Consider the following 15,115-nt stretch of genomic DNA (forward strand, 5'->3'; position numbering starts at 1 on the left):
TGTTATTTAAGCCTGAGCTCTTATTTATTGTGCAGATCCGCTTCTGATAAGGTCAAAAGAAGCACCCACCAAAAACGCAAACTGATTGTTCAAACGTCTGTAACCAATTCCTTCTGTATTGAATTTTGCAATCGGGAACTGAGTCTCTGCAAATACGCCGAATCCTTTGTCAAAGAAATAACGAACACCGGCATGGGCACCAAAATTCTTCAGACCAAGATTCAGACCCGGATAGATGTCAAAGTTTTCCGGCAAGCCGATCACGTCTCCCAGGTGCGCACTGGCACGAGCTTTCACGTCAAAACGGTGTTCTGCTCTAGGTTTTCCGTCTACCACGTTTTCATCTACACCCAGCAGGTAACCTGCCTGTGCACCCACAGAAAAACTTTCGCCCAGTCCGTAGTCCAGTGAAGTCACAATCCCTGCGCCGCCGCTCTGAATGTTGGCACCCAGATTCAGACGAAGGTCTCCGCTTCCGCGGAATGCATCATTGTCAGATTGTGCGCCGGCAAAACCAAATGCCACCATGGCAGCCCCTAAAAATATTTTTTTCATAATTTAAAATTTTACGTTGCAAAGATACTCTATTTATTTTTTTGATATTTTATACAGTTTTCCGCTGTCTGTGACCCCGTACAGGTTTCCGTCGGCACCACTCAGTACATCCCGGAAACGCTCATTCTGGTCTTCCAGTAACCATTCTTCACCGGTGACCTTATGACCTTCTATGACCAGCCGTATGATTTTATTACCACTGAGACATCCGACAAAGAGATTGTTTTTCCATTCTTCTATGGATCCGGTGTAGAAATCAATTCCGCTGGGCGAGACCGACGGATCCCAGAAATAAACGGGCTGCTCCAGTTCCTCTTTGTGACCGATGCCGCTGCCAATTGTCAAACCGCTGTATTCCTCGCCGTAGGTGATGGTGGGCCATCCATAATTTTTGCCGGCGAGAATCAGGTTGATCTCATCGCCGCCCTTTGGTCCCATTTCTGCTTCCCACAATTCACCTGTTTCCGGATGAAACGCAATTCCCTGTGGGTTTCTGAGGCCTGTCGCAAATATTTCGGGTTTCCAGCCCGCCGGTACAGGATTTCCGGGTGCGGCTTTTCCGTCACGGGTGATTCTGATGATTTTACCGTAGTATGTTTGCTGATCCTGGGCCAGCGGTCGGGTTTTGCGGTCAGAACGTTCGCCGGTACTCAGATACAGCATGCCTTGCTGATCAAATGCCAGTCTGCTTCCGTAATGTTTATCGCCATCATAAGTGGGGGTGGCGCGGAAAATGACCTGAGGATTCTCAACGCGCTGTTCATCATCACTGATGCGGCCTTTGCCTACTGCAGTATGGTTCCCCTCTTTGAAAGGTTCCGTAAATGACCAATAGATGGTCCGGTTGGTGGCGTAATCCGGATCCAGCGCTACGTCCAGCATCCCGCCTTGTCCTTTGTCATCTACCGCCGGAAAGCCGGTTATACGGGATATGGATTGCCCATCAGCAGAGATGATGTGCATGTGGCCGCTTTTGTCAGTGGTCAGAAACCTGCCTTCTGTGAAATTCACAATTGCCCACGGCCTTCCCAGCTCAGCATTGATGGCTTCTACCGTATAACCGGTTTTGGTTTTCACGGCCTTTATTCTGGTTTGTCCATCAAAAGCGGGCGGTATACTGGTGTTTCGTTTTGCTGTTTCGGGGTTTGCGTTATTTACAACGGAGTGGTTTGCCCCGGATTTCTGTGCTTTGGATTCTTCTTTACATGAAATAAGGAACATAACAGTAACCAGAGTATATTTAAGCAATGTAGTTTTCATCAGGAAAATTTTGCTAAAAATACCCAAAAATAAGGCCTGTTTCCTTACAGTTTTCTGCCCTTTTCTTTCAGAATTAGAGGGAGGCAGGTCACTGTTCCAGAACAAACTGGACCGGTACATGCACTCTGCCACTGACATTGCGAAAAATAATTCCGTTTTCTTCTTTGGTGACATTGACGGAATAATTATGCAGCCTCCGGATTTGCGAAATGACCCGTACGTTGTACATATCGCCGTTTTGTTCGGTTGGCGTTATGACTTTTTTGATTCCGTTAATCACCACTGCATAGGGTTTGTGAAAATCACTGCTGGCCTGAAATGAAACCAGATATCCACCTTCATCGGATACCTGATACATTCTGTAAGTGGGGTTTTTGATTTGAGGGATATCCACTTCGCTGGTATTATTTTTACAACTGATGAAGAATGCAAAAAATAACAGGAGGAATATTCGTGCAGTTTTCATATTTTTGAATATTAATGGATTAGTTTTTAATTTTAATCAAATTTGTCAGATGAAATTTACGAAAATAATAAGTATAATCATTGTTTTTTTTACAATTTTTGCGTCCTGTCGCAAAGATGATGATCAGAATTTTGGCTCTGTAAACGATTTTGTATGGCGTGGACTCAACTCCTGGTACCTCTGGCAGCCGGATGTGCCGCAATTGGCAGATCAGTTGATGATGAACCCCGGTCAGTACCAAAATGTGATAAACGGTAAATCACCCGACCAGCTGTTTTACAGTTTGCTGTACAAATATAATACGGTTCCCCGGGTAGATCGTTTTTCATGGATTGTAAGTGATGTGGATGCGCTGATGGCCAGTTTCAGTGGCGTGACCAAAAGTAACGGGATGGATTTTGCGCTTTTCGCGAAAGACAACTCCTCGGGCAGCGTGGTGGGCATTGTCAATTACGTGGTACCGGCGTCTCCTGCTGCGCTTGCCGGGATTAAACGGGGAGATGTCATTACCAGAGTCAATAACACACCGCTGACTACCAATAACTATACGGATCTGCTGAATGAGCAGTACAGCATCACCATAGCAGATACGGTAATGCAGACCGCGGGTGGGATCGTGACTACAGACGGACCGTCTTACAATCTATCCGCAGTGGTACTGGAGGAAAATCCGGTGGCCTTTTATAAAAAATTTGAGCAAAACGGAAAAAACATTGGTTACCTGGTGTACAACAGTTTCCGGTCCAATTATAATGATGAGCTGAACAACGCTTTTGCAACCATGAAGGCAGACGGCATCAATGAACTCATTCTGGATCTGCGCTACAATGGTGGTGGATCGGTAGAATCTGCTGCAGCATTGGGGCAAATGATTACCGGTCAGTTTACCGGACAGCCGTATGTACACCTGAACTTTAATCAGAAGCACGGGCAGTACAGCAGTACAGAAACGCTCTCCAACAGTGTGAAAATTTACGATTTTGCCAATGGGCAGACGACCCAGACCGGCACCCAGACTGCAAACACATTACAACTGAGTAAGGTGTATGTGCTCACCTCCGCCGGAAGTGCATCTGCCAGTGAACTGACCATACAGGGACTTCGTGCATATATCAATGTGATTACGGTAGGTTCTGAAACCTATGGAAAGTTTGTAGGCTCCAACACCCTTTTTGATTCCCCCGGCTACGATTACCTTTCATACGAGAAGCGCAATAAGGGACACCGCTGGGCCATGCAGCCCATCACCTTTGCGTATGTCAATGGAAACAGCGATCCCAATCCGGTTTCCGGAGGGATTTCTGCAGATTATGAAGTCAATCCGTATGCGTATTTCGGGACTATGGCGGAATTCGGTGAGCTCTCGGATCCCGGTCTTTCTACCGCACTGAATCTTGCTGCCGCCAAGATGGCTGCCGGCTTCGGCGATTCTCCGTTTAGAAAGATGAACAATTTTGTGGGCAATAAGAAAACACTGAGTCCTTTCGGCGCAGACGTGTACATAGAACCATCTACCCTGCAGAAAAGATAACGAGACCCATATGCAGTTCTGAATCAGGGCGCTTCGTTTTCCTGATTTCTTTTTTCATAATTTTGCAGAGTCATTGTTCAGCATATTGACTTTGATTTATATTATCAGGAAAAATGAAATTCAATCTGCATTCAGAATTCAAGCCAACCGGAGATCAGCCTCAGGCAATAGAAAAATTAACCCGGGGCATGGAAGCGGGAGAAAAATACCAGACGCTGCTGGGGGTTACCGGTTCCGGTAAAACTTTTACCGTGGCCAATGTGGTACAAAATATACAGCGGCCTACCATTGTACTGGCGCATAATAAAACGCTGGCGGCACAACTTTTTATGGAGTTCAAGGAGTTTTTTCCGGATAATGCGGTAGAATATTTTGTGTCTTACTACGATTATTATCAGCCCGAAGCCTATATTGCCACCACCGGTACTTATATCGAAAAAGATCTTTCTATTAACGAAGAAGTAGAGAAACTAAGACTTTCGGCGACAGCCAGTCTGCTCTCCGGCCGCCGGGACGTCCTGATTGTGGCCTCGGTATCTTGTATTTATGGTATCGGGAATCCTCATGAATTTAATAAATCGCTCATTGCCATAGAAACCGGAAGTAAAATCACCCGGACAGCGTTCCTGCATGCGCTGGTCAATGCGCTCTATGCCAGAACTTTGAATGAGTTTCAGCGGGGGACATTCCGGGTAAAGGGTGATGTGATTGATGTGTTTCCGGCGTATGCAGATAATGCCATCCGGGTGCAGTTTTTCGGTGACGAAATAGAACGGATTCAGAGTTTTGATCCGGTAAGTGGAAACGTGATGTCTTCCTTTGATAAAATTCAGATTTATCCGGCCAATCTTTTTGTTACCTCCAAGGAAACTTTAAATGGGGCCATCCGGGAAATTCAGGATGATCTGGTGAAGCAGGTTTCCTTCTTTGAAAGCATAGAAAAACCATTGGAAGCCAAAAGGCTTTTGGAGCGTACCGAACTGGATCTGGAGATGATTCGCGAACTGGGTTATTGTTCCGGAATTGAAAACTATTCCCGCTATCTGGACGGCAGAACGCCCGGCTCCAGACCTTTCTGCCTGCTGGACTATTTCCCGAAAGACTATCTGATGGTCATTGACGAAAGCCATGTCACTATTCCTCAGGTTCATGCCATGTACGGCGGAGACCGCAGCCGCAAGGAATCTCTGGTGGAGTATGGATTCAGGCTGCCTGCAGCGATGGATAACCGTCCGCTGAAGTTTGAGGAGTTTGAGGGGATGCAAAACCAGGTCATTTATGTCTCTGCCACGCCTGCAGATTACGAACTGGAGAAAACAGGCGGTGCTTATATAGAACAGATTATTCGCCCTACAGGATTGCTGGACCCGGTGATAGAAGTGCGGCCCACCCTGAATCAGATTGATGATCTGATGGAAGAAATACAGAAAAGAGCCGAGATTGATGAACGGGTTCTGGTTACCACCCTCACCAAGAAAATGGCCGAGGAACTTACCCGGTATTTTACCAAATTTGGAATCCGCTGCCGCTACATTCACTCAGATGTGGAAACCCTGGAACGTATTCAGATTATGCAGGATCTGCGTACCGGCTTGTTTGATGTGCTCATTGGTGTAAACCTTCTGCGGGAAGGACTGGATTTGCCGGAAGTATCCCTGGTAGCGATTCTGGACGCCGATAAAGAAGGAATGCTGAGGTCGAGACGGTCTATGATACAGACGGTGGGAAGAGCCGCAAGAAATATAAACGGCCGGGCCATTATGTACGCCGATAAAATCACCAAAAGTATGCAGACCGCCATGGACGAAACGGCTTACCGCCGGGAGAAACAGATGGCGTATAATACCGAGAACAATATTCAGCCCAAACAGATTAATAAAAAGATTTCTGAAGCGTTGGTGGGCCGGGCCAAGGATTTCCCGGATGACCGCTATACGCAGAAAGAAATACTGCAGCAGGTGGCAGAAGAACGGGCATCCTACAGCAGCGAAGATCTGGACAAGCTCATTGCCCAAAAACAGAAAGCTATGGAAAAAGCAGCAAAAAATCTGGATTTTATCACCGCTGCAAAACTCCGCGACGAAATTACAGCGCTGAAAGGATAATCGATTGCAGGAATTCCCGGAATTTGTACTCTTTCTAAATAAAGTTTCGCAGGAATTTTATAAGACTACTTTCACTTTTAATGATTATTTTTGAAGTAATCACAAAACAGACATAACATGAGCACACCCAAACCGATGCTGACCCTGAGTCAGGTCATGCAAAAATTAGCAGACAAAGGGATTACCCGGGAATTTAAAATGAATGAAGACGGCGAAATGAAATTGAATGATTCAGAGAAATCTTACCGCCCGGAAGAACTCCATATTTTGAAAACGTTCCGTTTCGAAGGGTTTAGTAATCCGGAAGACAATGAAGTATTGTATGTAGCAAAGGATACGGATGGCAACAAGGGAATGATCATTGATTCCTATGGTGCCGAAAGTAATTATTGCGGTGAAAAATTTGACGATTTTCTGCGCAATATTCCCGTAGATGACCTGGATGAGTATAACTTTGAATAAGATAGGGCGGAAGATCAGTCAGACTGCTTTTCCTTTTTCCTGAACAGCCGCTGCAGCAGATTGCCCTTTTCAGGTTGATCTTCTGCAGCGGTTTTTGATTTGATTTTTTCCCGGGTATCGTCTATTGTTCCTTTTACCGTAGAAGTTGCGCCCTGCACTTTGGATTTGACGTCCTGCACCGTAGATTTCGTATCGGTTACCGTATTCTTCATGCTTTGCTCGGTGTTTTCTATATTCTTACCAATCAGGGTTTTCTTTAAACCTTCTTCTATACCTTTCCAGAACAGATTAAAGAATGATTTGGACGGGTCGCGTTTCACATCATCTACCACCACAGAAGGTGGCAGCGCTCCTGAATTTGATTTCACAAAAAGATTAATGACCGCAGACAGCACTTTTCTTTTTTCGCCGGTTTCCTTCAGTAAATCCACTTTCAGGCCCTTGTGTTTCATCTGCATGGTTCCGTGCAGTCCGGATATGGTTCCTTTAAAATCAAAAATTAGATCCTGAATGCTTCCGGTGGCTTTGGCTTTCAGGTAAGGCTCTATAAAGGCATTGATGCGTACGGCGTTCAGATCTGAGATATTCCCGGAAATGCTGAAGGCGTCATTTTTGCTGGCAGAATCCATCAGCCATTTCACATGCATAGGTGAGGCATTCATAAAGCGGCAATTTATCGTAATGGTGATGGCGGTGGGTTTGCCGGGGGATTTTGCCGAGTTCAGATTTTTTACATTCATATTAAAGTTCCCGAAGGTCAGTTTGCCCGGGCCTTCGCTTTGTTGGGTGTCTTCTTCATATTCCAGTAAAGAATTTTTAAGGTCCAGTTGCTCTATGATCAGGGGAAACTTTATTTTCCTTAAAAGCTCGGAATACATGGGTTTTATAGAAGGATCATCCTTGGGAATCTTACTCCTGAAAATATTGGCATTGGCGCCAAGGAGTGTGACCTGTGTGGCGTATAGGTGTTGCTGATCCGTGAGCAGATCCCAGCTGCCACTGGCGTTGATCTGGTTTACCCGCAGGGTGTACAAATCTTTTTCCACCGGAATCATTTTGATGAATTGTGCCCGCGTGACCGTGGGGGTCATGGCAAAGTCCGAAATCTGCATCCGGCTTTTGTTCATTTGTATCCCTCCGGAAGATATCTGATAAAACGGTGTGCGATAGTTCAAATTCTCCGAACTGATACTGTAATCTCCTACCGAAAACGGCAGTCCCTGCTTCACGGTTTGTTCATTCATCTCAATCCGGCTCAGCCGTGCATTCAGTTTCTGAAGTGCTAATGGTTGGCTGTCTTTTTCGTAGATAAAATCGGCGTTTTTCAGTTCAATACTGTTTATTTTCAGTGGAAAAGCGATGCTGTTGTAAGAAGCTTTCTTCTTTGCCGGGGGCGTATTTGGAGAGGCAATTTTTCCCTCAAGATTTTGTACCAGTACATTTTCTATATCAAGTTTCAGCTTGTTGTCCTCAAATTTCATCTCATTCATGCGAACCTGAAGCCTGGGCGCATGAAGGTTCATACGGGTAGCAGCTGCAGACGGATTCACGGACTGTACTGAAACCAGATGCAAATCGGCAGATTTGGAATTTGTGGTCAGGGCACCGATTCTTATTTTTTCTGATTTGGAAATATATTGTAATTGCTGTCCGGATATGTTGAAGTCCTGATACAAAAATGGAATGTTTCCCCTGGCGGTTTCATCGTTCATGACCAGCTTATTGATATGGGCATTCAGGTCTGCCGCCGTAAATTTGGGCGAGCCATCCGGTTTCATCATATTGATTTTGGCATGATTCAGCCACAGATCTTCCAGATTCAGATCATAAGTAAAACTGCTCTCTTTTTCTTCCGGTTGTGCATCTGTCGTATACAATTTCAGATCGGGATGCTCCAGGCGGACCTCGGTAAGGGTAATCTGGTTGTTTTTCAGAATCATATCCCGGAAGTCCATTTCCCGGGCTTTAAAATCAAAAAGGTTTCGTTTTTTTGGATAGTATTTGCGGAACTGAGCAAAGCTCAGAAGCGGGTGCATCCGGAAATCCTGAATGCTCATCTGATTGTCGCGGGTGGTAATTTCCGTTGCGGTGAACGCATACACGTTATCCGGCCGGAAGAAGAAGTTATTTCCCCGGATGTTATACCGGTCAAATACAAGCGGTAGTTTTTTTTCTACCGATTCTTCCGTCATCTGCAGATTCTCTACGCTGAGATTGAGGTTGTTTACAGACAGGAACTTTTGCCGGTTGTGCCGGTAGATGCTGATGTCTCCATCCGTAATATAGATATTCTCCAGAACGTTGGGGTTTCTTTCTTTTACAGATTGTTCCTTCCGTGGCTTTTGCAGGGTGATGTTGAGGGACGGATTTTTCAGAAAAAGTTCGGTGCTGCTGATTCGTTTGTAAAAAAGCGCATCCAGGATGCCAAAACGGGAAACGGATACAGAATCTATGGTTCCTTGAAGTCCGATGACGTGCTGATTCTGAGGATTTTTATTATTGACGGAAACTCCGGTAGCCAGGATGTTTCCGGTGCCCAGATGTACATCCAGCATGGCATAGGTTACCAGATAATCGGAGTTGTTTTTCAGATAATCGGGCAGGCGGTTTTTCAGCCAGAAATTGAGGCCGAAATGCGCCATAATCACCAGCAGGAACAGAATTCCGAGGACAATACTGAAGGGTTTGAAATGTTTTTTTTTCAAGGGGTTGGGTTTCAAGCAAAAGTAGCGTAAACCCTTGCGGGATTTTTTACATATTGCGGTACAAAAATTACATGATTAGGATATGGAGGGATTGTTTTTCATGATTTCCAGGGTTGCCACATACCCTTCATGAGCCCGCACATTAATGAAATGTCCACCTTCAAACTGAAGGTATTGACCCTTGATGCCGGTCAGAATGCCTTCGAACTCCGGATTTTTATCCAGCGTAAAAGACGTGATTTTTTCAGGTGCCTGGTAGGGATAGTCCAGCTTCACCACATTTCCGTTGTCCATAGAAAATTTCCTGAAGTCATCGGGGAAATATTCGGCAACTTTATTGCGGAAATCCAGTAAATCCAGGTCGTCTTCAAAATCATCCTGCAGCATTTTCCGCCAGTTGGTTTTGTCGGGCAGGTGAGCTTTTAGCGCCACTTCAATCATCCCCGCTTCATAGCGGTTGTCTGTTTTGGCAATGGCAAGTGCGAAGGTAGCACCCTGGTCTATCCAGCGGGTGGGCACCTGGGATTCCCGGGTTACGCCTACTTTTACATCGCCGGTATAGGCCAGATACACAATATGAGGCTGTAGCTGGATTTCCTGTTCTACCGCAAGATCGCGTTCTGCAATGCCCAGGTGTGCGGTAGAAAGTTCCGGCCGGATGATGGTGTCACTGGCATAAGGGCTTTCAAAAAAACACTTTTTGCAGAATCCCATCCGGAATATTTTTTCATCACTGCTGCAGTTCATGCATTCATATCCGGAATGGCGTATTTTTATTTTTTTGTGTATCAGTTGATTAATGTTGATCAGGTCATGGCTCAGATTCAGATAATATTGAATGGGCTGGCCGTTTTCAGTGATCATTTTCCGGATTTGTCCCTGGAATTGCATAGCAGAATATTTTGAGTAAAATTAATGATTTGATTTTAATTAAATTTGTGCGTTAAACATATAAGATGAAATACCTGGTAACCGGCGGCAGTGGATTTATAGGATCACATTTGGTAGAACAATTATTAAAAAACGGACATTCTGTCATTAATGTTGACAATTTTGATGACTATTATGATTATCAGATTAAAATTAAGAATACACTGGAATCACTGGGCAAAAATACTGTTTTTGATTTTAAGGAAAAGGAGCAGGACATCAGTAAACTGGCAGCAGACTCCGCTTCAGAGCAGTACAGGCTTTACTTTCAGGACATAAGGGAGGTCTCCGGACTACGCGAAATTTTTGCCGGTCATCAGATCGATATGGTGATTCACCTTGCGGCATTGGCGGGGGTGCGACCTTCCATTGATCGCCCGCTGGTATATGAGGAGGTGAATATCCGTGGCAGCATGAACCTTTGGGAACTTTGCCGCGACTTCAAGGTTGGTAAATTTGTTTGTGCCTCGTCTTCAAGTGTTTATGGCAATAATGAAAAGGTTCCTTTTGCAGAAACAGATTCTGTGGACCGGCCTGTTTCCCCTTATGCAGCCACCAAAAGGTGTGGTGAAATTATGGGCCATGTGTATCATCATCTGTATGATATAGACATGATTCAGCTGCGGTTTTTCACAGTATATGGCCCGCGTCAGCGCCCGGATCTCGCTATTCACAAGTTCAGCAGCATGATTTCTCAAAATGCTGAGATTCCCTTTTACGGAGACGGATCTACTGCCAGAGATTATACCTATATAGAGGATATTATAGACGGAATTCTGAAAGCTGTACAGTATCTGGAAAAGCATGACTCGGTATATGAAATTATTAATCTAGGTGAGAATCAATCGGTTACATTAGATGAAATGCTCGCTCTGGTGGAAGAGAATCTGGGTAAAAAAGCGGTTCGGAAAGAGTTGCCGCTGCCACCGGGAGATGTGAGAAAGACTCATGCAGACATCCGGAAAGCGACAAATCTGCTGGGATATCAGCCGGTGACTGCTTTCCAAAATGGCATAAAAAAGTTTATGGAATGGTTTTTGAGAAAATGACGGAAATCTGACCGCCTGTTCACGTAAATGAGATTACGGAAAACGATGGCAGATGACAAAATCAAATTAATTGAAAATCAGACGGAAAAAGGTTTTTTTTCTCATCAATTTTTTTACTTTTGCAAAAATTTATAATACACAGAAAAAAATGTACTGGACACTAGAATTAGCTTCTTATTTAAGCGATGCACCCTGGCCAATGACCAAGGCTGAACTGATAGACTATGCCATTAGAACCGGCGCACCTATGGAAGTGGTAGAAAACCTTCAGGCAATTGAAGATGAAGGCGAAATTTACGAATCTATAGAAGAGGTTTGGAGTGACTATCCTACAGATGAGGATTTCCTTTGGAATGAGGATGAATACTAAACAGATATAGCACACGGCTACTGCAGCTTGCATTAGCCTTTTTTTAATAATACAGTTGTGTACAGCAGCGTTTGTGCACCAAAAAATGAAATAAATGAGTTTCTTAAACAAAGTTCTTAAAAGCTTTCTGGGCGACAAAAACGAGTCAGACCTTAAGGAAGTAAAAAAAGTAGTAGGCAAAATTAAAGCAGTGGAAGGACCGATCCACGAACTTACTGATGACGGATTAAGGGAGAAAACAAACGCTTTCCGCGAAAAAATTAAAGCGGCATCTGCCAGCGTTACAGATCAGATTGCACAAACTAAAGAACAGATTCAGACTACCACCAATATTGATGAAAAGGAAGCCCTCTTCAACAAAGTGGAAACCCTGAACAAGGAAGCTTACCAACTGGAAGAAAAAGTACTGAACGAAATTCTTCCCGAAGCATTTGCCCTGGTTAAAGAAACCGCCAGAAGATGGGCACAGAACGGTGAAATCCGGGTGACCGCTACAGACTGGGACCGGGAACTGGCCGAAACCAGAGATTTTGTTGAAATCCAGGGCGATCAGGCCATATGGAAAAACACCTGGAATGCACACGGAACCGAGATTGTATGGGACATGGTGCATTATGATGTTCAGTTCATCGGTGGGGTAGTCCTGCACAGTGGTAAAATTGCCGAAATGGCCACGGGTGAAGGTAAAACACTGGTAGGAACTCTGCCTATTTACCTGAATGCACTGCCGGGACGCGGCGTACACGTAGTAACCGTGAACGACTATCTGGCAAAACGTGACTCTGCGTGGATGGGGCCGCTGTACCAGTTCCACGGACTTTCCATAGATTGTATAGACAATCACCAGCCCAACTCTGACGGCAGAAGAAAAGCATATAACTGTAACATTACCTACGGAACCAATAACGAATTCGGATTTGATTATCTGAGAGATAATATGGTAACATCTCCCACCGAACTGGTACAGGGAGAACTGAACTTTGCCATTGTGGATGAGGTAGATTCCGTGCTGGTAGATGACGCCAGAACCCCACTTATCATTTCCGGACCCGTGCCTCAGGGCGACCGCCAGGAATTTGATGTGCTGAAGCCATCTGTGGACCGCATTGTCGCTGTGCAGAAACAAACCATTACCCAGATCTTTAACGAAGCCAAAAAGCTTATTGCAGCCGGAAATACCAAGGATGGAGGCTTCAAACTGCTGCAGGCGTACAGAGGTTTGCCCAAGAACAGACAACTGATTAAATTCCTGTCTGAAAGCGGAAACAAAACACTGCTTCAAAAAACAGAAGCCCAGTATATGGCAGACAACAACCGCGAGATGCCGAAGGTGGATAAAGACCTTTATTTCGTGATTGATGAAAAAAATAACCAGATCGATCTTACCGATAAGGGTGTGGAGTACATGTCTCAGGGTAATGATGATAAAGACTTTTTTGTACTGCAGGATATCGCTACAGAAATTGCCGAACTGGAGGCCAAAAACCTTTCCAAGGATGAAGAATTTGCCGCCCGTGAAGAACTTTTCCGCGATTTTGCCGTAAAATCTGAAAGGGTGCACACCATGAACCAGCTGCTGAAAGCCTACACGCTTTTCGAGAAAGATGATGAGTATGTGGTGATTGATGGTGAAGTGAAAATTGTAGATGAGCAAACCGGCCGTATTATGGACGGAAGACGCTATTCTGACGGACTGCACCAGGCTATTGAAGCCAAAGAAAACGTGAAAATTGAAGCGGCTACCCAGACTTTTGCAACCGTGACCCTTCAGAACTATTTCCGTATGTACAATAAACTTGCAGGGATGACCGGTACCGCCGAGACCGAAGCAGGAGAATTGTGGCAGATCTACAAACTGGATGTAGTGGTGATTCCTACCAACCGCCCTATACAGCGGGATGACAGACAGGATCTGGTATACAAAACCAATCGTGAAAAATACAATGCCGTTATAGAAGAAGTGGAACGCTTAACCGCTGCCGGACGCCCGGTGCTGGTGGGTACTACTTCTGTAGAAATCTCGCAGTTGTTGTCTAAAGCACTGCAACTCAGAAAAATTCCGCACCAGGTTCTGAATGCCAAACTGCACCAGAAAGAAGCAGAAATTGTTGCAGAAGCAGGCCGCCCGGGTCAGGTGACGATTGCCACCAATATGGCCGGACGTGGTACCGATATTAAACTGAGAGAAGGCGTGAAAGAAGCCGGAGGTTTAGCCATCATCGGAACAGAAAGACACGACTCCAGAAGGGTAGACAGACAGTTGCGCGGACGTGCCGGCCGCCAGGGAGATCCCGGTAGCTCGCAGTTCTATGTATCGCTGGAAGATAACCTGATGCGGCTTTTCGGATCTGAAAGAATTGCAAAAATGATGGACAGAATGGGACACAAGGAAGGTGAAGTAATTCAGCATTCCATGATTTCCAAGTCCATAGAAAGAGCGCAGAAAAAAGTAGAGGAAAACAACTTCGGTATCCGTAAAAGATTACTGGAGTATGATGATGTCATGAACAAGCAGCGTGATGTGATTTACAAAAGAAGAAAGAACGCCCTGTTTGGTGATCATTTGAAGTATGATATCTCAAATATGATTTTTGATGTGGCACAATCCATTGTAACTACTGCTAAAAACGAAGGAAGCTATAAGGAGTTTGAGTATGAAATCATTAAGTATTTCACCATGGAAGCTCCTGTTTCCGAGAATGATTTTAAAAACAAGCAAATTCCGGAACTGACCGATATCGTGTACAAAGCTGCCGAGGAAGATTATAAAAACCGTCTGGAACTGATGAAGGAAAAATCCTTCCCGATTATTGAAAACGTATATCAGAACCAGGGTTCCATGTTCAAGATGATTCAGGTTCCCTTTACAGACGGAACCAGAACACTGACCATAGTGGCAGATCTGCAGAAAGCGTTTGATACGAAATGTCAGAGCCTGATTGATGATTTTGAAAAGAATATTACACTTTCCATCATAGATGAAAACTGGAAAAACCACCTGCGTGAAATGGATGATCTGCGCAGATCGTCTCAGGGTGCGGTGTATGAGCAGAAAGATCCGCTGGTGATTTATAAGCAGGAATCCTTCTATCTCTTCAGTGAAATGGTGGATAAGGTGAATAAAGAAACCATTTCATTCCTCTTCAAAGGTGAGATACCCACATAATCATCAGATTACTGATCAAGCAGAACGGGCAATTTCAATTGCCCGTTTTTTTGTGTGAAAATGTGAATGCCATGAGTGGTTGCAAAGCCTACAACTGGTACGACACCCTTGGCAGAGCTGTGGGCAGCCACAGCATCAATCATCTGGCTGACGGGAACTTAGACGGTGATTTGTTTAGATATCAGATAAAATATACAGACCTTGTGTACTCCCCGCTCCCGTGCGATTGCATCACAAGGTAATAATGTCTTTGCATCATACAGAAGTTTTCAGTATTTTTGATTGGTGGTGATCTTTAAAATATTACCGGCCACACGAAAGGATTGACTCCGTCGAATTTCGTTTCGTGCAGCAGCGGGGTGTTTTGATTTTTGTGGATATTTAAATATTGGTGCCACACGAAAGGATTCGTGCGGCAGCGGGGGTTTTGGGTAAGAATGAATTTTGGAAAAATAATAATTATGATGAGTAAGGAACTGAACGGCTCAAAGTCTCCCGACTCGTTGAGCGGATAAA

General features: G+C 44.8%; 11 protein-coding genes. 6 read left to right on the forward strand and 5 right to left on the reverse strand.

Going from position 1 to position 15,115, the window contains the following annotated elements; all coding sequences use genetic code 11:
- Window positions 1-24: 24 nt before the first annotated feature.
- The 3 genes from LKO26_RS09570 to LKO26_RS09580 all read right to left on the reverse strand — a co-directional run bounded on the left by LKO26_RS09570 (window position 25) and on the right by LKO26_RS09580 (window position 2,281).
- Window positions 25-555: a DUF6646 family protein gene (locus tag LKO26_RS09570; RefSeq protein WP_227587633.1), complete on the reverse strand. Its 531-nt coding sequence runs from the start codon at window positions 553-555 to the stop codon at window positions 25-27.
- Window positions 556-588: 33 nt separating this feature from the next.
- Window positions 589-1,815, reverse strand: a complete 1,227-nt coding sequence (locus LKO26_RS09575) for a PQQ-dependent sugar dehydrogenase (protein ID WP_227587634.1) — start codon at window positions 1,813-1,815, stop codon at window positions 589-591.
- 88 nt (window positions 1,816-1,903) lie between these two features.
- Complete coding sequence (locus LKO26_RS09580) at window positions 1,904-2,281, reverse strand: hypothetical protein (RefSeq protein WP_227587635.1); 378 nt, start codon at window positions 2,279-2,281, stop codon at window positions 1,904-1,906.
- Between the two features lie 49 nt (window positions 2,282-2,330).
- On the opposite strand from LKO26_RS09580, the gene LKO26_RS09585 reads away from it, so the two are divergent.
- The 3 genes from LKO26_RS09585 (at window position 2,331) to LKO26_RS09595 (ending at window position 6,379) form a co-directional block, all read left to right on the forward strand.
- Window positions 2,331-3,812 (forward strand): S41 family peptidase, encoded by a 1,482-nt coding sequence (locus tag LKO26_RS09585; protein ID WP_227587636.1) that lies wholly within the window; start codon window positions 2,331-2,333, stop codon window positions 3,810-3,812.
- 113 nt (window positions 3,813-3,925) lie between these two features.
- On the forward strand, window positions 3,926-5,917 hold the full coding sequence (uvrB, locus tag LKO26_RS09590) for an excinuclease ABC subunit UvrB (RefSeq protein ID WP_227587637.1): 1,992 nt from the start codon (window positions 3,926-3,928) through the stop codon (window positions 5,915-5,917).
- 117 nt (window positions 5,918-6,034) lie between these two features.
- Window positions 6,035-6,379 carry a hypothetical protein gene (locus LKO26_RS09595; protein ID WP_227587638.1) on the forward strand — a complete coding sequence of 115 codons (345 nt, stop codon included), beginning with the start codon at window positions 6,035-6,037 and terminating at the stop codon, window positions 6,377-6,379.
- 14 nt (window positions 6,380-6,393) lie between these two features.
- Here the strand turns inward: LKO26_RS09595 and LKO26_RS09600 are convergent, their stop codons facing one another.
- The gene (locus LKO26_RS09600; RefSeq protein ID WP_227587639.1) at window positions 6,394-9,084 is read right to left on the reverse strand and encodes a hypothetical protein; all 2,691 of its coding nucleotides are present in this window, start codon (window positions 9,082-9,084) and stop codon (window positions 6,394-6,396) included.
- Window positions 9,085-9,159: 75 nt separating this feature from the next.
- Entirely contained in the window at window positions 9,160-9,975 is an 816-nt protein-coding gene (locus LKO26_RS09605) for a DUF2797 domain-containing protein (RefSeq protein ID WP_227587640.1), read from the reverse strand.
- A 65-nt stretch (window positions 9,976-10,040) separates the two neighbouring features.
- Between LKO26_RS09605 and LKO26_RS09610 the strand changes: the two genes are divergently transcribed.
- From LKO26_RS09610 to secA, 3 genes are all read left to right on the forward strand, one after another.
- Entirely contained in the window at window positions 10,041-11,063 is a 1,023-nt protein-coding gene (locus LKO26_RS09610) for a GDP-mannose 4,6-dehydratase (protein WP_227587641.1), read from the forward strand.
- Between the two features lie 148 nt (window positions 11,064-11,211).
- Entirely contained in the window at window positions 11,212-11,433 is a 222-nt protein-coding gene (locus tag LKO26_RS09615) for a DUF2795 domain-containing protein (protein ID WP_002662059.1), read from the forward strand.
- 94 nt (window positions 11,434-11,527) lie between these two features.
- Window positions 11,528-14,599 (forward strand): preprotein translocase subunit SecA, encoded by a 3,072-nt coding sequence (gene secA, locus LKO26_RS09620; RefSeq protein WP_227587642.1) that lies wholly within the window; start codon window positions 11,528-11,530, stop codon window positions 14,597-14,599.
- Window positions 14,600-15,115 lie beyond the last annotated feature (516 nt).

The sequence above is a fragment of the Chryseobacterium sp. MFBS3-17 genome, from assembly GCF_020687745.1.
Taxonomy (GTDB): Bacteria; Bacteroidota; Bacteroidia; order Flavobacteriales; family Weeksellaceae; genus Marnyiella.